Source organism: Salmonella sp. SAL00653, assembly GCF_046552515.1.
GTDB classification, from domain to species: domain Bacteria; phylum Pseudomonadota; class Gammaproteobacteria; order Enterobacterales; family Enterobacteriaceae; genus Salmonella; species Salmonella enterica.
The window spans coordinates 259635-282311 of the sequence record NZ_JBGDTY010000003.1 but is presented as its reverse complement, the minus strand read 5'-3'; the positions used below and the strand labels follow the sequence as shown (position 1 = coordinate 282311).

Below are 22677 nucleotides of genomic sequence, written 5' to 3'. Positions count from 1 at the left end.
GATGAGTGCGACTGCATCGACTGCAACCCAACCTAAACCTCTCGAGTGGCTTAATCGCCTACGCGCGAATCCCCGAATTCCGTTAATTGTGGCGGGTTCCGCTGCCGTGGCGATCGTCGTTGCGATGGTGCTGTGGGCCAAAACGCCCGATTACCGCACGCTATTTAGCAACCTTTCCGATCAGGACGGCGGCGCGATCGTCGCGCAGTTGACCCAGATGAATATCCCCTATCGCTTTGCCAATGGCAGCGGCGCGATTGAAGTGCCCGCCGACAAAGTGCATGAACTGCGTCTGCGTCTGGCGCAGCAGGGGCTGCCTAAAGGCGGCGCGGTAGGCTTTGAACTGCTTGATCAGGAAAAATTCGGTATCAGCCAGTTCAGCGAGCAGGTGAATTATCAGCGCGCGCTGGAAGGTGAACTGGCCCGGACGATCGAGACGCTGGGGCCGGTAAAAAGCGCCCGCGTTCACCTGGCGATGCCAAAGCCGTCGCTATTTGTGCGGGAACAAAAATCCCCTTCCGCCTCCGTCACCGTCACACTGGAACCGGGACGGGCGCTGGATGAAGGACAAATTAGCGCCGTGGTACATCTGGTTTCCAGCGCTGTCGCCGGTTTGCCGCTAGGAAACGTCACTCTGGTCGATCAATCCGGTCATCTGCTCACGCAATCCAATACCAGCGGTCGCGACCTTAATGACGCGCAATTAAAATTTGCTAATGATGTGGAAAGCCGCATCCAACGCCGTATCGAAGCCATTCTGTCGCCTATCGTCGGGAACGGTAATGTTCACGCTCAGGTAACCGCCCAGTTGGATTTTGCCAATAAAGAACAGACGGAAGAGCACTACAGCCCGAACGGCGATGCGTCGAAGGCCACCCTGCGTTCACGTCAGTTGAATATTAGCGAACAGGTAGGCGCGGGCTATCCCGGCGGCGTGCCTGGCGCGCTGTCGAACCAACCAGCGCCGCCTAACGAGGCGCCGATCGCCACGCCGCCGACCAATCAACAAAACGCGCAGAATACGCCACAAACCAGCACCAGTACCAACAGTAACAGTGCTGGCCCGCGCAATACGCAGCGTAATGAAACCAGTAACTACGAAGTGGACCGCACCATTCGTCACACCAAAATGAATGTGGGCGATATTGAGCGTCTCTCCGTGGCCGTCGTGGTGAATTACAAAACGCTGGCGGATGGCAAACCGCTGCCATTGACCGCCGATCAGATGAAACAGATCGAGGATTTAACCCGTGAAGCGATGGGTTTTTCTGATAAACGCGGCGATACGCTAAACGTGGTGAATTCACCGTTTAGCGCAGTGGATAACACCGGCGGCGAACTGCCCTTCTGGCAACAGCAGTCCTTTATCGATCAGTTGCTCGCGGCAGGTCGCTGGTTACTGGTGCTGGTGGTGGCCTGGATTCTGTGGCGCAAAGCGGTACGTCCGCAGTTGACGCGCCGCGTTGAAGAAGCGAAAGCGGCGCAGGAACAGGCACAGGTTCGCCAGGAAACCGAAGAAGCCGTGGAAGTACGCCTTAGTAAAGACGAGCAGCTCCAGCAACGCCGGGCTAACCAGCGTCTGGGCGCCGAGGTGATGAGCCAGCGTATTCGCGAAATGTCAGACAACGATCCGCGCGTGGTGGCGCTGGTCATTCGCCAGTGGATGAGTAACGATCATGAGTAATCTTAGCGGTACCGATAAAAGCGTCATTTTGTTGATGACCATTGGCGAAGACCGGGCGGCAGAGGTGTTTAAACACCTCTCCACCCGCGAAGTACAAGCGTTAAGTACGGCGATGGCTAACGTGCGTCAGATCTCCAACAAACAACTGACGGACGTACTATCAGAGTTTGAGCAAGAAGCGGAGCAGTTCGCCGCGCTGAATATTAACGCCAACGAATACCTGCGCTCCGTACTGGTTAAAGCGCTGGGCGAAGAACGCGCCTCCAGCCTGCTGGAAGATATTCTGGAAACGCGCGATACCACCAGCGGTATCGAAACGCTCAACTTTATGGAACCGCAGAGCGCCGCCGACCTGATTCGCGACGAACACCCGCAGATTATCGCCACCATTCTGGTCCACCTTAAACGCAGTCAGGCCGCCGATATTCTGGCGCTGTTTGACGAACGACTGCGTCATGATGTGATGCTGCGTATCGCGACATTTGGTGGCGTACAGCCGGCGGCGCTGGCGGAATTGACCGAAGTGCTGAATGGCCTGCTCGACGGTCAGAACCTGAAACGCAGTAAAATGGGCGGCGTAAGAACCGCGGCGGAAATTATCAACCTGATGAAAACGCAGCAGGAAGAAGCGGTTATTACCGCTGTGCGCGAATTCGACGGCGAACTGGCGCAGAAAATCATCGACGAGATGTTCCTGTTCGAAAATCTGGTGGATGTGGACGATCGCAGTATCCAGCGTCTGTTGCAGGAAGTGGATTCCGAATCGCTGCTGATCGCTCTGAAAGGCGCCGAACCGCCATTACGCGAGAAGTTCCTGCGCAATATGTCCCAGCGCGCCGCCGATATCCTGCGCGACGACCTTGCCAACCGTGGCCCGGTTCGTCTGTCTCAGGTGGAAAACGAGCAGAAAGCGATTCTGCTTATTGTGCGTCGTCTGGCGGAAACCGGCGAAATGGTGATTGGCAGCGGCGAGGATACCTATGTCTAATGAATTGCCGTGGCAAGTCTGGACCCCCGACGATCTCGCCCCGCCGCCAGAAACGTTTGTGCCGGTTGAGGCTGATAACGTGACCTTGACAGAAGATACGCCGGAGCCCGAACTCACTGCCGAACAGCAGCTGGAGCAGGAGCTGGCGCAGCTAAAAATACAGGCCCATGAACAAGGTTATAACGCCGGGCTGGCGGAGGGACGGCAAAAAGGACACGCGCAGGGATACCAGGAAGGGTTAGCGCAGGGGCTGGAGCAAGGACAAGCCCAGGCGCAGACGCAGCAGGCGCCGATTCATGCCCGTATGCAGCAGTTAGTGAGCGAGTTTCAGAACACGCTTGACGCGCTCGATAGCGTTATCGCCTCACGGCTGATGCAAATGGCCCTGGAGGCCGCACGTCAGGTCATCGGCCAAACGCCGGCGGTGGACAACTCAGCGCTGATTAAACAGATCCAACAACTGTTGCAGCAAGAGCCGCTCTTTAGCGGCAAGCCGCAGTTGCGCGTGCATCCGGACGACTTACAGCGGGTGGAAGAGATGCTGGGCGCCACGCTCAGTCTTCACGGATGGCGGTTGCGCGGCGATCCAACGTTGCATCACGGCGGGTGTAAAGTCTCTGCCGATGAGGGCGATCTGGACGCCAGCGTCGCCACTCGCTGGCAAGAGTTGTGTCGCCTGGCGGCGCCGGGAGTGCTCTGATGACCACGCGCCTGACCCGCTGGCTTACCGCGCTCGACAACTTTGAAGCAAAAATGGCGTTATTGCCGGCGGTGCGCCGTTATGGACGTTTAACCCGCGCCACTGGCCTGGTACTGGAGGCCACCGGTCTCCAGCTTCCGCTGGGCGCCACCTGCATTATTGAGCGCCAGGACGGCCCTGAAACCAAAGAGGTGGAATCGGAAGTCGTCGGTTTTAATGGCCAGCGTCTGTTTCTAATGCCGCTGGAAGAGGTCGAAGGCATTCTGCCCGGTGCCCGCGTTTACGCCCGTAACGGGCATGGCGACGGTCTGCAAAGCGGCAAACAGTTACCGCTCGGCCCGGCCCTGCTTGGTCGGGTGCTGGATGGCGGCGGTAAACCGCTCGACGGACTGCCTGCGCCGGATACGCTGGAAACCGGCGCGTTAATCACGCCGCCGTTTAACCCGCTACAGCGAACGCCAATCGAACATGTGTTGGATACCGGCGTACGCGCTATCAACGCGTTGTTAACCGTAGGGCGCGGTCAGCGTATGGGACTCTTTGCCGGTTCCGGCGTCGGTAAATCGGTTCTGCTTGGCATGATGGCGCGCTACACACGGGCGGACGTGATTATCGTGGGACTTATCGGCGAACGTGGCCGCGAAGTTAAAGATTTTATCGAAAATATTCTCGGCCCCGACGGCCGCGAGCGTTCGGTGGTGATCGCCGCCCCGGCGGATGTTTCGCCACTGCTGCGAATGCAGGGCGCCGCCTATGCCACCCGCATCGCCGAAGACTTTCGCGATCGCGGACAGCATGTGTTGCTGATTATGGATTCGCTGACGCGCTATGCGATGGCACAGCGTGAAATTGCGCTGGCAATCGGCGAACCGCCAGCCACCAAAGGTTATCCGCCCTCGGTGTTCGCAAAGCTGCCGGCGCTGGTCGAACGTGCCGGTAATGGCATCCACGGCGGCGGCTCTATCACCGCGTTTTATACCGTGTTGACCGAGGGGGACGACCAACAAGATCCCATTGCCGACTCGGCACGCGCAATCCTCGACGGGCACATTGTCTTGTCCCGCCGTCTGGCGGAGGCCGGGCACTATCCGGCCATTGATATAGAGGCGTCAATCAGCCGGGCGATGACCGCGCTCATTACCGAGCAGCACTATGCGCGGGTACGGCTATTTAAACAGTTGCTTTCCAGTTTCCAGCGTAACCGCGATCTGGTCAGCGTCGGCGCTTATGCCAAAGGTAGCGATCCAATGCTTGATAAAGCCATTACCTTATGGCCGCAACTGGAAGCGTTTTTACAGCAAGGCATTTTTGAACGGGCCGACTGGGAGGACTCTCTGCAGGCGCTCGATTTAATTTTCCCGACGGTGTGATAAAGCAGGAGGGCGACGATCATGGCACAACATGGCGCTCTGGAAACACTCAAAGATCTGGCCGAAAAAGAGGTAGATGACGCGGCGCGTTTACTGGGCGAAATGCGTCGCGGCTGCCAACAGGCGGAAGAACAGCTCAAAATGCTGATCGATTATCAGAATGAGTATCGCAGTAATTTGAACACCGATATGGGCAACGGCATCGCCAGTAATCGCTGGATCAACTATCAGCAGTTTATTCAGACACTGGAAAAGGCGATAGAGCAGCATCGCCTCCAGCTTACGCAGTGGACGCAAAAAGTCGACCTGGCGCTGAAGAGCTGGCGTGAGAAAAAGCAGCGACTTCAGGCCTGGCAAACCTTACAGGACCGACAAACCGCGGCAGCGCTGTTAGCTGAAAACCGCATGGATCAGAAAAAGATGGATGAATTTGCTCAGCGTGCAGCAATGAGGAAACCCGAATGATCACCCTGCCCCAACTGATCACCACCGATACCGACATGACCGCGGGTCTGACGTCAGGAAAAACCACCGGTTCAGCCGAGGACTTTCTGGCGCTCCTGGCGGGCGCGTTAGGCGCAGACGGCGCACAGGGCAAAGACGCCCGCATCACGCTGGCCGATTTACAGGCGGCAGGCGGCAAGTTATCGAAAGAGCTACTGACCCAACATGGCGAGCCGGGCCAGGCGGTGAAGCTTGCCGACCTGCTGGCGCAAAAAGCGAATGCGACGGATGAAACGCTTACCGATCTGACACAAGCGCAGCATCTACTGTCTACGCTAACGCCATCGTTGAAAACCAGCGCTCTGGCCGCACTGAGTAAGACGGCGCAGCATGATGAGAAAACGCCCGCGCTGAGCGATGAGGATCTTGCCAGTCTGAGCGCCTTATTCGCCATGCTGCCCGGACAACCTGTCGCGACGCCTGTCGCCGGAGAGACGCCGGCTGAAAATCACATCGCCTTGCCGTCACTGTTGCGCGGCGACATGCCATCGGCGCCGCAGGAAGAGACACATACGCTCTCTTTTAGCGAGCATGAAAAAGGGAAAACCGAGGCGTCGCTTGCGCGCGCCAGCGACGATCGCGCCACGGGGCCATCACTGACGCCGCTGGTGGTCGCTGCCGCCGCGACCAGCGCGAAAGTGGAGGTGGATAGCCCGTCCGCGCCAGTAACGCATGGCGCGGCAATGCCGACGCTCAGCAGCGCCACGGCGCAACCGCTACCTGTCGCCTCAGCCCCGGAACTCAGCGCGCCGTTAGGCAGCCATGAATGGCAGCAAACGTTCAGTCAGCAGGTCATGTTATTTACGCGTCAGGGACAGCAAAGCGCGCAGCTTCGATTGCATCCGGAAGAGTTAGGTCAGGTGCATATTTCGCTCAAGCTGGATGACAATCAGGCGCAGCTCCAGATGGTATCGCCGCACAGCCATGTCCGCGCCGCGCTGGAAGCCGCCCTGCCCATGTTGCGCACCCAGTTGGCGGAAAGCGGCATTCAGTTGGGACAAAGCAGTATCAGTAGCGAAAGCTTTGCCGGACAGCAGCAGTCTTCGTCGCAACAACAGTCTTCCCGCGCCCAACACACGGACGCGTTTGGCGCTGAAGATGACATAGCGTTAGCGGCGCCGGCCTCGCTTCAGGCCGCCGCGCGCGGCAATGGCGCAGTGGATATCTTCGCCTAACGCCAGAGGTAGCATGATTATCCGCGTCTTTTCCACGCTTTGTCGTGGACAGGACACGGGATAATCAGCCAATAAGCAGTACCGAAACAGGAAGCCCGTATCAGATGACTGACTCCGCGATTAACAAAAAGAGCAAACGCTCGATTTGGATACCTTTGCTGGTGTTGATTACCCTCGCCGCCTGCGCGACCGCCGGTTATAGCTACTGGCGTATGCAGCAGCAACCGACCACGAACGCTAAAGCGGAACCGGCTCCACCGCCCGCGCCGGTATTTTTTGCGCTGGATACGTTTACCGTCAATCTGGGCGATGCGGATCGCGTGTTGTATATCGGCGTGACCCTGCGTCTGAAAGACGAAGCGACGCGCGCGCGATTAAATGAATATCTGCCGGAAGTGCGCAGCCGTCTGCTGTTGTTGTTTTCCCGTCAGAATGCCGCCGAGCTCTCAACAGAAGCTGGCAAACAAAAACTGATTGCCGCCATTAAAGAGACGCTGGCCGCGCCGCTCGTTGCCGGACAACCAAAACAGGTCGTCACTGACGTGCTTTATACAGCTTTTATTCTGCGGTAACGATATGGGCGATAGTATTCTTTCTCAGGCTGAAATCGATGCGCTGTTGAACGGCGACAGCGACACCAAAGACGAACCCACTCCCGGTATCGCAAGCGATAGCGATATTCGCCCTTACGATCCCAATACCCAGCGTCGCGTCGTGCGTGAACGCTTGCAGGCGCTGGAGATTATTAACGAGCGTTTCGCACGCCAGTTCCGGATGGGATTATTTAACCTGCTGCGCCGCAGCCCGGATATTACCGTGGGCGCCATACGTATTCAGCCGTATCACGAATTTGCGCGTAACCTGCCGGTACCGACCAACCTGAACCTGATCCACCTGAAGCCGCTACGCGGCACCGGGCTGGTGGTGTTCTCGCCGAGTCTGGTGTTTATTGCCGTCGATAACCTGTTCGGCGGCGACGGCCGCTTTCCGACCAAAGTCGAGGGCCGCGAGTTTACCCATACGGAACAGCGTGTCATCAACCGTATGCTGAAACTGGCGCTGGAAGGCTATAGCGACGCATGGAAAGCCATTAATCCGCTGGAAGTGGAGTATGTGCGTTCCGAAATGCAGGTGAAATTTACCAATATCACTACCTCACCGAACGATATCGTCGTCAATACGCCGTTTCATGTGGAGATCGGCAATCTGACCGGTGAATTTAACATCTGTCTGCCATTTAGCATGATCGAGCCGCTGCGTGAGCTGTTGGTGAATCCGCCGCTGGAAAACTCGCGCCATGAAGATCAGAACTGGCGTGATAACCTGGTACGCCAGGTTCAGCACTCTGAACTGGAGCTGGTGGCCAATTTTGCCGATATTCCGTTACGTCTTTCCCAGATTTTGAAGCTGAAACCCGGCGATGTACTGCCGATTGAAAAACCCGACCGCATTATTGCTCATGTGGACGGCGTTCCGGTACTCACCAGCCAATATGGCACCGTAAACGGACAGTATGCGCTACGCGTAGAACATTTGATCAACCCAATTTTGAATTCGCTGAATGAGGAACAGCCCAAATGAGTGACATGAATAATCCGTCCGATGAGAATACTGGCGCATTGGATGATCTGTGGGCTGACGCGTTAAACGAGCAAAAAGCGACCACCAATAAAAGCGCCGCCGACGCGGTTTTCCAACAGCTTGGCGGCGGCGATGTCAGCGGTGCTATGCAGGATATCGATCTGATTATGGATATCCCGGTCAAACTGACCGTAGAGCTGGGCCGCACGCGAATGACCATTAAAGAACTGCTGCGTCTGACGCAGGGGTCGGTCGTCGCGCTGGACGGGCTGGCGGGCGAGCCGCTGGATATCCTGATTAATGGCTACCTGATTGCCCAAGGTGAAGTGGTCGTCGTGGCGGATAAATACGGCGTACGTATCACCGATATTATTACGCCATCCGAGCGTATGCGTCGTTTGAGTCGTTAATGATGAAAACAGAAGCCACGGTTTCTCAGCCCACCGCGCCAGCCGGTTCGCCGCTCATGCAGGTGAGCGGCGCATTAATTGGCATTATTGCGCTCATTCTGGCGGCGGCCTGGGTGATTAAGCGTATGGGATTCGCGCCAAAAGGAAATAGCGTCCGGGGACTGAAGGTGTCAGCCAGCGCCTCGCTTGGCCCGCGCGAACGCGTGGTGATTGTCGAGGTCGAAAATGGGCGCCTGGTACTGGGCGTGACCGCCTCGCAGATCAACCTGCTGCACACCCTGCCGCCCGCGGAGAATGACACGGAAGCACCCGTTGCCCCACCGGCGGATTTCCAGAACATGATGAAGAGCTTACTCAAGCGTTCCGGGAGATCCTGATGCGCCGTTTGTTATTCCTTTCTCTGGCGGGTCTGTGGCTTTTTAGTCCCGCCGCCGCTGCGCAACTGCCGGGGCTTATCAGCCAACCATTAGCGGGCGGAGGCCAAAGCTGGTCATTATCCGTCCAGACGCTGGTTTTCATCACCTCGCTGACGTTTCTGCCGGCGATTTTACTGATGATGACGAGCTTCACGCGTATCATCATTGTTTTTGGCCTGTTGCGTAACGCGCTGGGCACGCCCTCGGCACCGCCAAATCAGGTGTTACTCGGGCTGGCGTTGTTTTTGACCTTTTTTATTATGTCGCCCGTCATTGACAAGATTTACGTGGATGCTTACCAGCCGTTTAGCGAGCAGAAAATTTCTATGCAGGAAGCGCTGGATAAAGGCGCGCAACCGTTACGCGCGTTCATGCTGCGCCAAACCCGCGAAGCCGATCTGGCGCTGTTTGCCCGTCTGGCCAATAGCGGTCCGTTACAGGGACCGGAAGCAGTACCGATGCGTATCCTCCTGCCCGCTTATGTCACCAGCGAATTAAAGACGGCGTTTCAGATCGGTTTTACGATTTTCATCCCTTTTTTGATTATCGACCTGGTGATCGCCAGCGTATTGATGGCGTTGGGGATGATGATGGTGCCGCCAGCGACAATCGCCCTACCGTTTAAGCTGATGCTGTTTGTGCTGGTCGATGGTTGGCAATTGCTTGTGGGGTCGCTGGCCCAAAGCTTTTACAGTTAGAGGCGCAAAATGACTCCTGAATCCGTCATGATGATGGGCACCGAGGCGATGAAAGTCGCTCTCGCCCTGGCTGCGCCGCTGTTACTCGTCGCGCTGATTACCGGCCTCATTATCAGCATCTTGCAGGCCGCGACTCAGATTAATGAAATGACGCTGTCGTTTATCCCTAAAATCGTCGCGGTATTCATCGCAATTATCGTTGCCGGCCCGTGGATGCTCAACCTGCTGCTGGATTACGTGCGCACTCTGTTCAGCAATTTACCTTATATCATCGGATAAACAGAACGATGATCCAGGTTACAAGCGAGCAATGGCTATACTGGCTGCATCTCTATTTCTGGCCTTTGCTGCGCGTACTGGCGCTGATTTCAACGGCGCCCATTCTCAGCGAGCGCGCTATTCCCAAGCGGGTAAAACTGGGGTTGGGAATAATGATTACCCTTGTTATCGCGCCGTCGCTACCGGCAAACGATACGCCGCTTTTTTCTATTGCCGCCTTATGGCTGGCGATGCAACAAATTCTGATCGGTATTGCGCTGGGATTTACCATGCAATTCGCCTTTGCGGCGGTGCGTACCGCAGGTGAGTTTATCGGTCTGCAAATGGGGCTTTCCTTTGCCACCTTCGTCGACCCGGGCAGCCACCTGAATATGCCGGTTCTGGCGCGTATTATGGATATGCTCGCCATGCTACTGTTTCTCACCTTTAATGGCCATTTGTGGCTTATTTCGCTGCTGGTCGATACCTTCCACACCCTGCCCATCGGTAGTAACCCGGTGAACAGTAATGCATTTATGGCGCTCGCCAGGGCCGGAGGGCTCATTTTCTTAAACGGACTGATGCTGGCATTGCCGGTCATTACCCTCCTGCTTACGCTCAACCTGGCGCTGGGGCTATTAAACCGCATGGCGCCGCAGCTCTCGATATTTGTTATCGGTTTCCCGCTTACCCTCACCGTCGGCATTATGCTGATGGCCGCGCTAATGCCATTAATTGCGCCGTTTTGCGAACATTTATTCAGCGAAATTTTCAATTTGCTTGCTGATATTGTTAGCGAGATGCCGATAAATAATAACCCATAATTTTTATCCTGTTTTACTAAGGTTTATCCGAAAATAAATTTTAAAAAACATTCACCAAGATATATCCACTGCCCCTTATTTGTTTTTACTTCACTCACATAACGCAACATTCACTTTACTTTAAGATGATTCCTGGCAAATTATATGTAACTTTACGGGATAGTAAGTTCGCCTGAAAAACCGCGTAAGCGTTGTCTAAGGTGACTATTCGTGTTCCGTCTGATTATGGTGAGTTATTCAGGTAAGGGGAATTATCGTTACGCATTGAGTGAGGGTATGCCATGTCAACGATTATTATGGATTTGTGCAGTTACACCCGGCTAGGGTTAAGCGGGTATCTGGTCAGCAGAGGGGTGAAAAAAAGGGAAATCAACGACATCGAAACCGTTGACGAACTCGCTATCGCTTGTGGCGCGCATCAGCCTTCGGTGGTGTTTATTAATGAGGACTGTTTCATTCATACGCCTTCAGACAGTCAACAAATAAAGCAAATCATTAATCAACATCCTGACACGTTATTTATTGTTTTTATGGCAATTGCTAATGTGCATTTTGATGAATATTTATTAGTAAGAAAAAACTTATTGATTAGCTCGAAATCGATTAAACCTGACTCGCTGGATACCCTTCTTGGCGATATTCTGAAAAAAGAGTCGGGTATTTCAGGAACCATAAATTTACCAACATTATCGTTAAGTCGAACTGAATCCAGCATGTTGCGAATGTGGATGGAAGGTCAGGGAACCATTCAGATTTCTGACAGAATGAATATTAAAGCAAAAACAGTATCCTCCCATAAGGGGAATATAAAAAGAAAGATAAAAACGCATAATAAACAAGTGATCTATCACGTAGTACGGCTGACAGATAACGTCACTAACGGCATTTTTGTTAACATGCGCTGAGACATCCGGACTGGCAATGTACCTCCAGTCCGGCTCAATTAGTCCTGCTCCGCCTTCTCGACAAAAATACCATCCTGGTGACCTGACTCATTGAAGAACCAGATGCCGAGCGGGTAATCCTCCAGCGAAACCAGGTACATTGTGCCTTCACTAAATTCTTCCACTGCCAGTACCACGCCCGGTCGGCGGGGACCGCCGTCCGTTTTAACGGTTACCCGATCATTCACCTTCATCATTTTCCTCCTGTCGCTTTGTGCCAGTGTAGAACAATTTTCTGCGTCTGACAGCGCCTTGCCGGCGTGTTTGCTGGTTTTCTCAACGGTCTATACTTAGGCTGTCAGGAACCCGTGAGGTGGTGAAGATGAAAACGGCAAAAGAGTACAGTGATACGGCCAAGCGCGAAGTGAGCGTCGATGTAGATGCGCTACTGGCGGCCATCAATGAAATCAGCGAAAGCGAGGTTCACCGTAGCCAGGAAGATCCTGAGCGGGTGAGCGTAGACGGACGGGAATATCATACATGGCATGAATTAGCTGAAGCATTCGAGCTGGATATTCATGATTTTAGTGTAACAGAAGTAAACCGTTAAAAATGGCCGAAAAAAATCCCGGCCCTACGGATCGGGATCAAACTTGCTTATGCAAGAAGCACTTGAAAATTCGTTACACCAGGAAATCTGATGTGAGATTTACCTTATCTGCAATTTTTTTGCATGACAAGTAAATATTTTTTACATGAATGATTAAGCACGCTAATAGTTCGGTAGCAAAAGTGTGACAACGCATGTGCTGCCTGGAAGCGACGGGATCGGTTCCAGTTAGCGTTCGACTTCTTTCGGGTGTGCTTTAGGACTTTTCCTGGAAATAAGCCCGCCGTTGCAACGGAAAATGAGGAAAAAATGCTCTCAATCCATGACCCCTTGCTGATTTTTACCGATCTGGACGGCACATTGCTGAACAGCCACACTTTTGAGTAGCAGCACGCGGCCCCCTGGCTTACACGCCTGCATGAAAGCGGCGTGCCCGTGATCCTCTGTAGCAGTAAAACCGCGGCTGAAATGCTCCAGCTCCAGACGACGTTAAATCTACAGGGACTGCCGCTGATTGCGGAAAACGGCGCAGTGATCCAACTGGACGTTCATTGGGAAGACCATCCCAACTATCCCCGTCTGATAGCCGGTATTTCTCACAACGAAATCCGCCTCGTCCTGCATAAGTTGCGTGAAAAGGAACAGTTTAAGTTCACCACGTTTGATGACGTTGACGATCAGGTGATAAGCGAATGGACGGGCCTAAACCGGGCACAGTCTGCCCTAACCCGTCTGCATGAAGCGTCGGTGTCGCTGATCTGGCGCGATAGCGATGAACGCATGGCGCAGTTTGTCGCCCGTTTAAATGACCTGGGACTGCAATTTGTCCATGGCGCCCGTTTCTGGCATGTGCTGGACGCCTCCGCCGGTAAAGATCAGGCTGCCAACTGGCTGATTGAAGCATATCGTCGGCAGTGGCGCGCGCGTCCTCTGACGTTGGGACTGGGAGACGGCCCCAATGATGCGCCCTTACTGGATGTAATGGATTATGCGGTTGTCGTTAAAGGGCTAAACCGGGAGGGCGTACATTTGCGTAACGACGATCCTCAGCGCGTCTACCGTAGCCAGAACGAAGGGCCGGATGGCTGGCGCGAAGGAATGGACTATTTCTTTTCCCGCTCCTGAGTCGCGTCGCTGGCGCAAATACGGTTACGTCCGGACTGTTTGGCGTAATAAAGCCGTTTGTCGGCCAGCGACTGCAACTGCTCAAAATCATAGTCGCCGTATTCCTCCGCGCTACTGATCCCCATTGACGCGCTGATACGAAGCGTCGTGCTTTTCGTCACCAGAATCTCTTTGTCATTAATGCGCTGGCGTATGCGTTCGGCAATCTGCAGCGCCTGCGCTTTCGTCGCGCCGGGCAGCACGATACAAAACTCTTCGCCCCCTACCCGTCCGGCGATGTCGTGCGCTCGAATGGTGCTACCAATGAGCCCAGCGGCATGGGACAACACGCGATCGCCTGCCTGATGGCCAAAGCGATCGTTAACGCTTTTAAAATAATCTAAATCCAGCTGTATCACAGAAAATGGCTGGCGGGCTTCCCGGTAGCGCTTTGCCAGCCTGGACGCTTTTTCAAACAGCGCGCCACGGTTATATAGCCGGGTCAGCGGATCGTGCCATGCCTGCCATTGCAGCGAATTTTGCAGAACAAACATATTTTTGACCATATGTCGAATAACGCCCCAGGAGATCAACAGCATCGCCGTAAAAAGCACCCATAACAGCGTCAGCGCGATACTAATACTGCCAAAATTCCCTTGTATGCCTTCACGTAATGTATGCACGCGCAGCAGGACGCCATCAAAATGATCCAGCCGCTCCCAGCTTACATAATGCGTTCCTAAACGCAGCCCGCCCAGGGTATCTTTTTCTATTTCACGCGCCAGTAAGGCGCGCTCACGGTCATTTAACGTATTCGCGGTTTGTTGTTCCGGCGCGGAGTCCGTCAACAAACGGAGATGGTTATCGTATAGCTGATATTCCCCTTCAATATCCTTTTCGGCTGCATCGCGCAGGAACCGCTGTAGTGACGCGACGGGAATATCCATTGCCAGTACGCCATACCAGTAATTATCGTGATCCAGCGGTAGACTGGCTGTCACTTTTTTCTGCTCGTCAGCAACATAGGGCTGTGCGGAGGTAAACCACCGCACGCCGCGCTGTGGGTTACGCCGTTGGCTTTGCTCGATAAACCAGGGCTGGGTCACGTACTGATAGTAACGGGAGACAATATCGCTACCGTACGCCGTAGGGAGAGTTGAGAGGTAAAACCCTGAGCAAAAAACATACATCGTCTCCAGCGTCAGCATGGCGGATGAGCGCGCCAGACGCGCCAGATACCCTAACTCCAGCGTGGCGGTTAATTCATTTGCCAGGTCACGACTCTCCCGCGAAAGAAGCGTCGTCCGGGCGACAAATTGATCGGAAACGCCATATAACGGCAATGTCCGCCGCTTATCCAACTCCAGTTGCCAGAAATGTCTGACGCGTCGTTGCTCAAACTGCGTCACCGCGCTTTGCAATGCGGAAAAAGCCAGCGGCGCCACCAGTGCTTCATGCATACCGTTGCGTAAAAAGATCAACCTGTCCATGTTGAATTGCAGTTGGCGGTCAAGGACATTCGCGACGCTCCCCAGATGATTGCGCTGACTGGCGACATACGCGTCTTTCAGTATCATCACTTCCCGCCAGGTAAGTAGCGTCGAGAACAGCATCACGATCAGAAAACAGGTGTTGACGACATGACCGGGACCAAAACGCCGCGCCAGCTTTTTAAACCAGCCTTGATTGTCTAACAGTGTTTCGTGCGGCACCCTGGTAACTCCTGGTTATTGATACAACGCCCCCTGATGGCTTACGGTAGCCAGACATCATCAAGGGATACCACTCAATCCTGGCATAACCAGGTAGCAGCATGTCGCAGCGCGACGACTCTTTTTCTCCACAGCAAAACGCCCGGCATTAACCGGGCGTTTTGTCATCGGGCTTCGTCCCGCCCGCGCCTTTCCTTGCCTAGCACGAGCTCATTCTCATGGAATGCCTCCCGTTTTACGCCAAAACCATCATACCAGCGACACTCTACCATTCCGCTGGAATAACCGGTGACGATCATCCGGGGCCCACCCTCTTTCACGGTAACTTCCTCACTGACAGAAAAGACCATACCTGCCTCCTGTATCAGATGAAACGTTTTCACCTTAGACGAGAATGGGCAATTTTGCATAATTCATTGTAGAAAATCAGTGCGAAACACCGCGAATTTTCGCCACACCTTTCACCAGCGCCACCACAATAGCGCCGATAATAAAGCCGAGCACCAGATTCAGCCCCGCAGGGATCGTATGCGCCATGAAAGCCCCCTGCTGCTGCGCAAAATGTTCAATGGCATGGTGTAGCGGCGCAATACCGTGTACGACAATTCCGCCGCCGACCAGAAACATCGCCAACGTACCGACAATGGATAATGCTTTCATTAACCAGGGCGCGATAATCAGTAATCCTTTACCGACGCCCTGCGCCAGCACGCTACGCTTTTCCGCCAGCCAGTACCCCATATCATCCAGTTTGACAATAATACCCACCAGGCCATACACGCCAATGGTCACAACCAACGCAATCCCCGCCAGCACCAACACCTGATTAAGCAGCGGCGCCTGCGCGACAATCCCCAGGGTAATGGCCACAATTTCAGCGGACAGAATGAAATCGGTACGGACCGCCCCTTTTACTTTATCTTTTTCAAAGGCCAAAGGATCTTGTGCAGCCAGCGCCTCAAGACGTTTTTGCCGCTCCGCCGGGTCTTCTTTGTGTTTTCGCGCCTCAAAGGTATGCAGGACTTTTTCTACCCCTTCAAAGCAGAGAAACGCGCCGCCTAACATTAATAAAGGCGTGATGGCCCACGGGATAAATGCGCTTATCAGCAGCGCCAACGGCACCAGAATAACCTTGTTGATTAATGATCCTTTCGCCACGCTCCATACCACTGGCAGCTCGCGATTAGCGCGAACGCCGGTCACCTGCTATGCATTGAGCGACAGGTCGTCCCCCAGTACGCCCGCGGTTTTTTTCGCGGCCAATTTGCCCATTACCGAAATATCATCCAGCAGCGTGGCGATATCGTCGAGTAATGTCAGTAAGCTACTTCCTGCCAAAATGATTTCCTCGGTCTTTTCTTCTAAGACGTTAAGTATGTAGCAAAACGCGCAATGCCGAAACCGGTGGCGCGGGTCAACGCCTTTTTATTCCAAAAGGACAATTATAATGCTCGCCAGCATAATAATTTTGACGTTTACTATATCCACACTTTTTATTTCACCGTGAGTGATTATGCGTTTCCGGCAGTTATTACCTCTTTTTGGCGCGCTTTTTGCCTTGTACATCATTTGGGGGTCTACCTATTTTGTTATCCGCATAGGCGTTGAAAGCTGGCCGCCGCTGATGATGGCAGGCGTACGTTTTCTCTCGGCGGGGATGTTGCTCATGGCGTTTTTGCTGCTGCGCGGCGAAAAACTTCCGCCGCTGCGCCAGACCATCAACGCCGCGCTGATTGGTCTACTGCTGCTGGCGGTGGGTAACGGTCTGGTGACGGTGGCGGAGCATCAAAACGTGCCATCGGGCATTGCTGCCGTCGTGGTCGCCACTGTCCCGCTATTTACGCTGTGCTTTAGCTACTTTTTTGGCATTAAAACGCGCAAATTAGAATGGGTGGGGATTGCCATTGGACTTGCCGGGATTATTCTGCTGAACAGCGGCGGCAATTTAAGCGGCAATCCGTGGGGCGCGATTTTGATCCTGATAGGTTCGATGAGCTGGGCATTTGGTTCCGTTTACGGCTCGCGCATCGCCCTTCCTGTGGGCATGATGGCGGGCGCGATTGAAATGCTGGCGGCGGGCGTGGTATTGCTTTGCGCGGCGTTTCTTTCCGGCGAAAAGCTCGCCACGCTGCCTGGTTTATCGGGGTTTATGGCCGTCGGCTACCTGGCGTTGTTCGGTTCTATTATCGCCATTAATGCCTATATGTACCTGATTCGCAACGTCAGTCCGGCGCTGGCGACCAGCTACGCCTATGTGAATCCGGTTGTCGCCGTGTTGCTTGGCACTGGCCTGGGCGGCGAGAGGTTATCGCCCGTTGAATGGGCCGCGCTGGGTGTGATTGTGTTTGCCGTAGTGCTGGTGACTCTGGGTAAGTACCTGTTTCCTGTCAAGGCGGTGGTCACGCCGTGTAAAACGGAAGATTCACGCCAGTAGATGAATCCCCTGGGTGTCGATCTGCGCGCTGGCGCCGCCGCCGCAGATCCACTCTTCCAAGCGCTCCGCCAACGCCGCGTCGCTCAATTTCGCTCGCCCGCGCAAGGCGCACTCCCAGACGATCAGTACCCGCCAGCCAAGCGCTTGTAAACGCTGAATATCGCGCTCATCGCGCTCAACGTTCTTACCGATTTTTTCCAGCCAGAAAGCCGTTCGCGTGGCCGGCACTTTGAACAGATAACAGTGGTGATGATGCCAAAAGCAGCCGTGAGTAAAAATCACACAATCATAGTCATTCACCACAAAGTCCGGCTTGCCCGGTAATGTCGCGTCCTGAGTATGAAACGTAATCCCCTGCGCGCTTAGCAGGCCGGCAAGACGTTTTTCAATAGCCGTATCGCGGGTCGCTATCGCGCGCATATTTTTACTGCGCGTGGCTTTATCGTGAACGTCCGCCATCTACCGTCTCTTTCTGACGCAGCGTCACCGCCTGGTGAATTTTGGGTTCCAGCAGCTTTGCTACCGCAGCAAATACCGGCACCACCACGGAGTTGCCAAACTGGCGATAGGCCTGCGTATCCGAGACAGGTATCCTGAACTGGTACGTTTGCGGCGCCTCAAATCCCATTAAACGCGCGCACTCTCTCGGCGTGAGTCGGCGGGGACGATGTTGTTGGTTGCCAGCATCGTCGAAATTCACTTCGCCTTTCGCCATATCCCAACCACGATCGATCAGAATTTCGGCGCCATCTTTGTAGTAGCGAGCAGATAACGTGCGCGCCACACTTTCCGGATTGTCAGGATAAACCATGCCATAGCCAAAACCGTTTCCCCGCGCCTGGTGCTTTTTCGCGTAGCGATATAAATATTTCCACAGCACCGGCGTCAGGATATATTTGGCTTCGACGACGGGCTCCAGCAGTTCTGCCAGCGTCGGACGGCGCGGTGGATAACAACGGGCGATATTGCGTAACGTAAAATCGGTTTTCAGGTTTAAATCGCGACGGAATCCCACCAACACAATACGTTCCCGATGCTGAGGAAGAAAGTGCTGCCCGTCGATAATTTTCGGATCGTCCGGGCCATTGTCAGCGGCATCCGCCACGTCATATCCCAGTTCATCGAGCGTTTGCATAATAATGCGGAAGGTGTTGCCCTGGTCGTGACTTTTAAGGTTTTTCACGTTTTCCAGCACAAACAGCGCGGGGCGGCGGGCGTCGATAATTCTTACGACATCAAAAAATAACGTCCCCTGAGTCTCGCAGGCAAAGCCGTGGGCGCGGCCCAGCGCATTTTTCTTAGAAACGCCCGCCAGAGAAAATGGCTGACAGGGAAAGCCCGCCAACAGGACATCATGTTGCGGAATATGCTGGCGAATGTGTTCCGCCGCCTCATCATCGCTGACCCCTTCCCGGTGGCTCAATGTGATATCGCGGATATCTTCATTAAAGCGATGTTGCAGCGGATCGCAAAAATAGTTCGCTTTATATGTCCGTACCGCGTGCTTATTCCATTCGCTGGTAAACACGCACTGTCCGCCTATCGCTTCAAATCCGCGGCGAATGCCGCCGATGCCCGCGAAGAGATCAATAAAACGAAAGGCGTAATGCGGATGATGCGCTGGCGGCGTCGGCAACCCTGTTTTAAGACAGGTGAGTTCATTGTCGCTCAAGCGATGCCATGCCGCGTTCATCATTACGCGCTTGAAGATGGCCGGGCTCCAGTGCTGTTCGCCCAGGCCGTTAAGGTGCGCCACCAGCGTTTTAACATCGTAGATTTCCAGCAATTGACTCAGCATCGCCTGGATCTCGCTTCCGGCGTCGTCGGCGATGAGGTTCCGGGCGTGTGTTACTGAAATATTTTCCTGCATACATTTAACCGGCCAAAAATAATTGCCGACAGACTAACATAAAATGACGCGGTTTACGTTTCAGCGGCAGGGGTTACTGATGCGTAGCAAACATCTGGATGACCGCCTCATCCCGTGTTTCATAGTCGCCTTTCAGCTCAGCGCTCAGTTTCGCCATGTACGACACCAGAAAATCCGCATTACGCTGCGCCAGGTACTTGGCCCGTTCAGTCTGTATCGTCAGCGGCAGTTTCAGCAGTTTGGTTTGAAAATGGTCGAGCGCGAATTGCTTATCGTTAAGAGGCCGTCTGTCGGCAAAGGGATCGTCGGCATCAAACAGCGCGACGCCCAGCGCGCCGGAAACCGCGAAGACCCGCGCCAGACCAATGGCGCCCAACGCCTCCAGCCTGTCTGCATCCTGTACGATTTTTGCCTCTGGCGTGGTGGGCACAATTTTTGCGCTGAAGCTATGCGCTTCGATAGCATGACAAATGCCCGCCAGTTTTTCTGCCGGAAAGTCAGGAAAATCCCGCAGAAAAATACGCCGGGTTTCTGCCGCCGCCAGAATGGAAGAACGATGCCGCTGCGGATGATTTTTCGCCAGGCTGACGATGTCATGGAAATAACATGCCGATAGCACCACCAGCCAGTCGACAGGACTGTTTTCCCCCAGCGTTTGCGCGGTTGCCCAAACACGACGAAAATGGAAGATGTCATGGGCGGCATCCTGTTCCTGGTGGTGGTGACGTAGCCAGTCTTCAAACTGCGATTGCCAGTATCCTGAGTCCATACGCCCTCTCTTTATAGCAGACCATTTTTATTACATGCCTGAGCACAGGGTTCGCTATCCTGACATATCCGCCACCACTTTACATCCCTGCGTGCTTGCGCGTTTCTGGCTGAGTGTCGGCGGGATACCCCCTGTTTTTGCGAGGCCGGGTGTACCAGGCAATACTCCCCAGAATAAGCCAGACGACGCCCAGCGAAAGCGCGTTAAGCCATTTTTCCGTTGTGCTGCCAGGAGTGCTGATTGGGCCGAGAACCGGCTCGGTTTGTATGGCGGACATCAGCCACACGCAACGCGCCATCGCCCAGATGAAGTAGCCGCAAAAGGTATAAAAAACCCATAACGCTAATTTGCCGCCCATGCTACGGGTGGCGTTGTCCTCCCTGGTACTCAAACTTTACTCCGCTTTTGTGATGTAAGTCATATGACATTAATTACATTATAATGTGACATTAATCACATTTCGACCATAAAATACCTTATCCACCTGTTCTGGTTATTCATTCCACAAATAGTTTATTCTCAGATAATGTTACGCCTGGCGCTGAACCTGCTGTTAAATAAGGGAATGGTGATTGAATCGCACTCTAATGCAGAATAACCCATAACCAGAACAACTTATTTTTACGCACCGCGATAGCGTTTTATTTTTTTAGCATTAAGTGTCAGAATGATTCGGTTATTAGCCTTTTATCATTTATTTTATCATTACCCACATTACCGGCATTTATGCCGGTTTTTTTTATTCTTTTTCATAATCAAAGCATCAAATACATATAAAAAACAAATTATATTCACGCCAACAACCATCAAATAAAAACACATAACCAATTGATAAAAAATGATAATTATAGAATATATATTCTTAATTACTTATATAGCATGTATTATAAAAAACCAAACAGAAACAAATTGAAATATTTTAAATATATTTGTTACATGTTATTTTTTAAATTCCATGAACTTCATAGAATAGTATCAATTTGTAGTTTTGTTGAAGTGGCTACATATTCATATAAATTATTATCATAAGGGAATACATAATGAACAGAAAAGTTCTGGCACTGCTTGTCCCGGCGTTATTAGTGGCAGGCGCAGCAAATGCGGCTGAAATTTATAATAAAAATGGCAACAAACTCGACCTGTACGGCAAAGTTGATGGTCTGCGTTACTTCTCTGACAATGCAGGCGACGATGGCGACCAGTCCTACGCCCGTATTGGCTTTAAAGGCGAAACGCAGATCAACGATATGCTGACCGGCTATGGTCAGTGGGAATACAACATTAAGGTGAACACCACCGAAGGCGAAGGTGCAAACTCCTGGACTCGTCTGGGCTTTGCCGGTCTGAAATTCGGCGAGTACGGCTCTTTCGATTATGGCCGTAACTATGGTGTTATCTACGACATTGAAGCCTGGACCGATGCGCTGCCGGAATTCGGCGGTGATACTTATACCCAGACCGATGTCTATATGCTGGGCAGAACCAACGGCGTTGCCACCTACCGTAATACCGACTTCTTCGGTCTGGTGGAAGGCCTGAACTTCGCGTTGCAGTACCAGGGTAATAACGAAGATCCTGGCGCAGGCGAAGGAACAGCCAACGGCAGCGATGCAAATAGTGGTTCTCGCAAACTGGCCCGTGAAAACGGCGACGGTTTCGGTATGTCTGCCTCCTACGACTTTGACTTCGGGTTAAGCCTGGGTGCGGCCTACTCTTCCTCTGACCGTACGGACAATCAGGTTGCTCGTGGTTATGGCGACGGCATGAATGAGCGCAACAACTATGCCGGCGGTGAAACTGCCGAAGCCTGGACCGTAGGTGCCAAATATGACGCCTACAATGTTTACCTGGCGGCGATGTACGCTGAAACCCGCAACATGACCTATTATGGCGGCGGCAATGGCGAAGGTAATGGCGGTATTGCTAACAAAACCCAGAACTTTGAAGTGGTTGCGCAGTACCAGTTCGATTTCGGTCTGCGTCCATCCATCGCCTACTTGCAGTCTAAGGGCAAAGATTTAGGCGGTCAGGAAGTCCATCGTGGCAACTGGCATTACACCGACAAAGATCTGGTTAAATATGTTGACGTCGGTATGACTTACTACTTCAACAAAAATATGTCCACCTACGTTGATTATAAAATCAACCTGCTGGACGAAGATGATGACTTCTACGCAAGCAACGGTATTGCAACCGATGATATCGTAGGTGTTGGTCTGGTCTACCAGTTCTAAGACGCTTTATGTTATTCAAGCCCGTGCTTAGCGCGGGCTTGTTATTATAGGGCAAGAATTAAATAACGGATAAGGGCACAAAGACAGGTTGACCTGGTTTCATCGGATAGATGAAGACAACATCACTTTTTTCAGGCGCTGTCTGCAAGAGAAATAACACCTTTGGGGAAAGGTAAGCCACTATAGATGATGGATATCAGCGTCTATAGATGATAATCATCCGGGCATAAAAAAGCTCCTGTACGGAGCTAATATGAATTATTTTCTAAAATCTAGCGGAACCTGCCCTGAGCGAATGTATAATCCAACATTATCAAAAGTGATCATGGTTGACTTACAAAAAATACATTTCGCGCCAAACGGGTTTTGCTCAGTAACATCGAATGTCGATGTTCTGTATTGTGAACCATGGCAACATGGACACCGGAAGTGAATTTTATTAGTAATATCAG

General features: G+C 53.1%; 25 protein-coding genes and 2 pseudogenes. 18 read left to right on the top strand and 9 right to left on the bottom strand.

What is annotated here, in order from left to right; translation table 11 throughout:
• The first annotated feature begins 1 nt into the window (after position 1).
• The 14 genes from fliF (at position 2) to rcsA (ending at position 11513) form a co-directional block, all read left to right on the top strand.
• Positions 2 to 1684, top strand: a complete 1683-nt coding sequence (gene fliF / locus ACLJRU_RS06050; protein ID WP_001540280.1) for a flagellar basal-body MS-ring/collar protein FliF — start codon at positions 2 to 4, stop codon at positions 1682 to 1684.
• Complete coding sequence (fliG, locus tag ACLJRU_RS06045) at positions 1677 to 2672, top strand: flagellar motor switch protein FliG (protein WP_000067735.1); 996 nt, start codon at positions 1677 to 1679, stop codon at positions 2670 to 2672. The genes fliF and fliG overlap by 8 nt, the downstream gene beginning before the upstream one ends.
• Complete coding sequence (gene fliH / locus ACLJRU_RS06040; RefSeq protein ID WP_000064163.1) at positions 2665 to 3372, top strand: flagellar assembly protein FliH; 708 nt, start codon at positions 2665 to 2667, stop codon at positions 3370 to 3372. Before fliG ends, fliH begins: the two co-directional genes overlap by 8 nt.
• Positions 3372 to 4742, top strand: a complete 1371-nt coding sequence (fliI, locus tag ACLJRU_RS06035) for a flagellar protein export ATPase FliI (protein WP_038394006.1) — start codon at positions 3372 to 3374, stop codon at positions 4740 to 4742. The genes fliH and fliI overlap by 1 nt, the downstream gene beginning before the upstream one ends.
• Positions 4743 to 4763: 21 nt before the next feature.
• A complete protein-coding gene (gene fliJ, locus ACLJRU_RS06030) occupies positions 4764 to 5207 on the top strand; it encodes a flagellar export protein FliJ (RefSeq protein ID WP_000046981.1) in 444 nt (147 codons plus the stop codon).
• On the top strand, positions 5204 to 6421 hold the full coding sequence (fliK, locus tag ACLJRU_RS06025; RefSeq protein ID WP_000631674.1) for a flagellar hook length control protein FliK: 1218 nt from the start codon (positions 5204 to 5206) through the stop codon (positions 6419 to 6421). The genes fliJ and fliK overlap by 4 nt, the downstream gene beginning before the upstream one ends.
• Positions 6422 to 6525: 104 nt before the next feature.
• Positions 6526 to 6993 carry a flagellar basal body-associated protein FliL gene (fliL, locus tag ACLJRU_RS06020; protein ID WP_000132169.1) on the top strand — a complete coding sequence of 156 codons (468 nt, stop codon included), beginning with the start codon at positions 6526 to 6528 and terminating at the stop codon, positions 6991 to 6993.
• Between the two features lie 4 nt (positions 6994 to 6997).
• A complete protein-coding gene (gene fliM / locus ACLJRU_RS06015) occupies positions 6998 to 8002 on the top strand; it encodes a flagellar motor switch protein FliM (protein ID WP_000502811.1) in 1005 nt (334 codons plus the stop codon).
• Positions 7999 to 8412, top strand: coding sequence for a flagellar motor switch protein FliN (fliN, locus tag ACLJRU_RS06010; RefSeq protein WP_001282111.1), 414 nt, complete (start codon positions 7999 to 8001; stop codon positions 8410 to 8412). Before fliM ends, fliN begins: the two co-directional genes overlap by 4 nt.
• A complete protein-coding gene (gene fliO, locus ACLJRU_RS06005) occupies positions 8412 to 8789 on the top strand; it encodes a flagellar biosynthetic protein FliO (protein WP_000978278.1) in 378 nt (125 codons plus the stop codon). The genes fliN and fliO overlap by 1 nt, the downstream gene beginning before the upstream one ends.
• The gene (gene fliP / locus ACLJRU_RS06000; RefSeq protein ID WP_001253411.1) at positions 8789 to 9526 is read left to right on the top strand and encodes a flagellar type III secretion system pore protein FliP; all 738 of its coding nucleotides are present in this window, start codon (positions 8789 to 8791) and stop codon (positions 9524 to 9526) included. Before fliO ends, fliP begins: the two co-directional genes overlap by 1 nt.
• A 9-nt stretch (positions 9527 to 9535) precedes the next feature.
• Positions 9536 to 9805 (top strand): flagellar biosynthesis protein FliQ, encoded by a 270-nt coding sequence (gene fliQ, locus ACLJRU_RS05995; protein ID WP_000187355.1) that lies wholly within the window; start codon positions 9536 to 9538, stop codon positions 9803 to 9805.
• Between the two features lie 8 nt (positions 9806 to 9813).
• A complete protein-coding gene (gene fliR / locus ACLJRU_RS05990) occupies positions 9814 to 10608 on the top strand; it encodes a flagellar biosynthetic protein FliR (protein ID WP_000616953.1) in 795 nt (264 codons plus the stop codon).
• 281 nt (positions 10609 to 10889) lie between these two features.
• The gene (rcsA, locus tag ACLJRU_RS05985) at positions 10890 to 11513 is read left to right on the top strand and encodes a transcriptional regulator RcsA (RefSeq protein ID WP_000103974.1); all 624 of its coding nucleotides are present in this window, start codon (positions 10890 to 10892) and stop codon (positions 11511 to 11513) included.
• A 38-nt stretch (positions 11514 to 11551) separates the two neighbouring features.
• On the opposite strand, the gene dsrB is transcribed toward rcsA, so the two are convergent.
• On the bottom strand, positions 11552 to 11746 hold the full coding sequence (dsrB, locus tag ACLJRU_RS05980) for a protein DsrB (protein WP_000867218.1): 195 nt from the start codon (positions 11744 to 11746) through the stop codon (positions 11552 to 11554).
• Between the two features lie 128 nt (positions 11747 to 11874).
• On the opposite strand from dsrB, the gene yodD reads away from it, so the two are divergent.
• A complete protein-coding gene (yodD, locus tag ACLJRU_RS05975) occupies positions 11875 to 12102 on the top strand; it encodes a YodD family peroxide/acid resistance protein (RefSeq protein WP_000844798.1) in 228 nt (75 codons plus the stop codon).
• 309 nt (positions 12103 to 12411) lie between these two features.
• Positions 12412 to 13227, top strand: a pseudogene (locus ACLJRU_RS05970) (mannosyl-3-phosphoglycerate phosphatase-related protein).
• On the opposite strand, the gene dgcQ reads toward ACLJRU_RS05970, so the two are convergent.
• The 3 genes and pseudogenes from dgcQ to ACLJRU_RS05955 all read right to left on the bottom strand — a co-directional run bounded on the left by dgcQ (position 13206) and on the right by ACLJRU_RS05955 (position 16262).
• A complete protein-coding gene (gene dgcQ, locus ACLJRU_RS05965; protein WP_023235029.1) occupies positions 13206 to 14918 on the bottom strand; it encodes a cellulose biosynthesis regulator diguanylate cyclase DgcQ in 1713 nt (570 codons plus the stop codon). The pseudogene ACLJRU_RS05970 and the gene dgcQ sit on opposite strands and share 22 nt — an antisense overlap.
• A gap of 164 nt (positions 14919 to 15082) precedes the next feature.
• Positions 15083 to 15268: a YodC family protein gene (locus tag ACLJRU_RS05960; RefSeq protein ID WP_023235030.1), complete on the bottom strand. Its 186-nt coding sequence runs from the start codon at positions 15266 to 15268 to the stop codon at positions 15083 to 15085.
• Between the two features lie 76 nt (positions 15269 to 15344).
• Positions 15345 to 16262, bottom strand: a pseudogene (locus ACLJRU_RS05955) (DUF808 domain-containing protein).
• Positions 16263 to 16431: 169 nt separating this feature from the next.
• Between ACLJRU_RS05955 and yedA the strand changes: the two are divergent.
• Entirely contained in the window at positions 16432 to 17352 is a 921-nt protein-coding gene (gene yedA, locus ACLJRU_RS05950) for a drug/metabolite exporter YedA (RefSeq protein ID WP_001212264.1), read from the top strand.
• Here yedA and ACLJRU_RS05945 read toward each other — a convergent pair.
• The 4 genes from ACLJRU_RS05945 to drpB form a co-directional block, all read right to left on the bottom strand.
• On the bottom strand, positions 17341 to 17811 hold the full coding sequence (locus ACLJRU_RS05945) for a very short patch repair endonuclease (RefSeq protein WP_000785978.1): 471 nt from the start codon (positions 17809 to 17811) through the stop codon (positions 17341 to 17343). The genes yedA and ACLJRU_RS05945 overlap by 12 nt on opposite strands.
• A complete protein-coding gene (locus ACLJRU_RS05940) occupies positions 17792 to 19222 on the bottom strand; it encodes a DNA cytosine methyltransferase (RefSeq protein ID WP_001157303.1) in 1431 nt (476 codons plus the stop codon). Before ACLJRU_RS05940 ends, ACLJRU_RS05945 begins: the two co-directional genes overlap by 20 nt.
• A gap of 73 nt (positions 19223 to 19295) precedes the next feature.
• Positions 19296 to 19991: a phosphohydrolase gene (locus tag ACLJRU_RS05935; protein WP_001540289.1), complete on the bottom strand. Its 696-nt coding sequence runs from the start codon at positions 19989 to 19991 to the stop codon at positions 19296 to 19298.
• A gap of 79 nt (positions 19992 to 20070) precedes the next feature.
• The gene (gene drpB / locus ACLJRU_RS05930; protein ID WP_000107439.1) at positions 20071 to 20382 is read right to left on the bottom strand and encodes a cell division protein DrpB; all 312 of its coding nucleotides are present in this window, start codon (positions 20380 to 20382) and stop codon (positions 20071 to 20073) included.
• A 649-nt stretch (positions 20383 to 21031) separates the two neighbouring features.
• Here drpB and ompS1 point away from each other — a divergent pair.
• Entirely contained in the window at positions 21032 to 22225 is a 1194-nt protein-coding gene (gene ompS1 / locus ACLJRU_RS05925) for a porin OmpS1 (protein WP_001080661.1), read from the top strand.
• Between the two features lie 258 nt (positions 22226 to 22483).
• Here the strand turns inward: ompS1 and ACLJRU_RS05920 are convergent, their stop codons facing one another.
• Positions 22484 to 22672: a hypothetical protein gene (locus tag ACLJRU_RS05920; protein WP_024131163.1), complete on the bottom strand. Its 189-nt coding sequence runs from the start codon at positions 22670 to 22672 to the stop codon at positions 22484 to 22486.
• Positions 22673 to 22677 lie beyond the last annotated feature (5 nt).

What these genes read in the sequence shown, in the direction of transcription:
- fliF (WP_001540280.1), top strand. Translation starts at nt 2, where the DNA reads ATGAGTGCGACTGCATCGACTGCAACCCAACCTAAACCTCTCGAGTGG.
- fliG (WP_000067735.1), top strand. Translation starts at nt 1,677, where the DNA reads ATGAGTAATCTTAGCGGTACCGATAAAAGCGTCATTTTGTTGATGACC.
- fliH (WP_000064163.1), top strand. Translation starts at nt 2,665, where the DNA reads ATGTCTAATGAATTGCCGTGGCAAGTCTGGACCCCCGACGATCTCGCC.
- fliI (WP_038394006.1), top strand. Translation starts at nt 3,372, where the DNA reads ATGACCACGCGCCTGACCCGCTGGCTTACCGCGCTCGACAACTTTGAA.
- fliJ (WP_000046981.1), top strand. Translation starts at nt 4,764, where the DNA reads ATGGCACAACATGGCGCTCTGGAAACACTCAAAGATCTGGCCGAAAAA.
- fliK (WP_000631674.1), top strand. Translation starts at nt 5,204, where the DNA reads ATGATCACCCTGCCCCAACTGATCACCACCGATACCGACATGACCGCG.
- fliL (WP_000132169.1), top strand. Translation starts at nt 6,526, where the DNA reads ATGACTGACTCCGCGATTAACAAAAAGAGCAAACGCTCGATTTGGATA.
- fliM (WP_000502811.1), top strand. Translation starts at nt 6,998, where the DNA reads ATGGGCGATAGTATTCTTTCTCAGGCTGAAATCGATGCGCTGTTGAAC.
- fliN (WP_001282111.1), top strand. Translation starts at nt 7,999, where the DNA reads ATGAGTGACATGAATAATCCGTCCGATGAGAATACTGGCGCATTGGAT.
- fliO (WP_000978278.1), top strand. Translation starts at nt 8,412, where the DNA reads ATGATGAAAACAGAAGCCACGGTTTCTCAGCCCACCGCGCCAGCCGGT.
- fliP (WP_001253411.1), top strand. Translation starts at nt 8,789, where the DNA reads ATGCGCCGTTTGTTATTCCTTTCTCTGGCGGGTCTGTGGCTTTTTAGT.
- fliQ (WP_000187355.1), top strand. Translation starts at nt 9,536, where the DNA reads ATGACTCCTGAATCCGTCATGATGATGGGCACCGAGGCGATGAAAGTC.
- fliR (WP_000616953.1), top strand. Translation starts at nt 9,814, where the DNA reads ATGATCCAGGTTACAAGCGAGCAATGGCTATACTGGCTGCATCTCTAT.
- rcsA (WP_000103974.1), top strand. Translation starts at nt 10,890, where the DNA reads ATGTCAACGATTATTATGGATTTGTGCAGTTACACCCGGCTAGGGTTA.
- dsrB (WP_000867218.1), bottom strand. Translation starts at nt 11,746, where the DNA reads ATGAAGGTGAATGATCGGGTAACCGTTAAAACGGACGGCGGTCCCCGC.
- yodD (WP_000844798.1), top strand. Translation starts at nt 11,875, where the DNA reads ATGAAAACGGCAAAAGAGTACAGTGATACGGCCAAGCGCGAAGTGAGC.
- ACLJRU_RS05960 (WP_023235030.1), bottom strand. Translation starts at nt 15,268, where the DNA reads ATGGTCTTTTCTGTCAGTGAGGAAGTTACCGTGAAAGAGGGTGGGCCC.
- yedA (WP_001212264.1), top strand. Translation starts at nt 16,432, where the DNA reads ATGCGTTTCCGGCAGTTATTACCTCTTTTTGGCGCGCTTTTTGCCTTG.
- ACLJRU_RS05945 (WP_000785978.1), bottom strand. Translation starts at nt 17,811, where the DNA reads ATGGCGGACGTTCACGATAAAGCCACGCGCAGTAAAAATATGCGCGCG.
- ACLJRU_RS05940 (WP_001157303.1), bottom strand. Translation starts at nt 19,222, where the DNA reads ATGCAGGAAAATATTTCAGTAACACACGCCCGGAACCTCATCGCCGAC.
- ACLJRU_RS05935 (WP_001540289.1), bottom strand. Translation starts at nt 19,991, where the DNA reads ATGGACTCAGGATACTGGCAATCGCAGTTTGAAGACTGGCTACGTCAC.
- ompS1 (WP_001080661.1), top strand. Translation starts at nt 21,032, where the DNA reads ATGAACAGAAAAGTTCTGGCACTGCTTGTCCCGGCGTTATTAGTGGCA.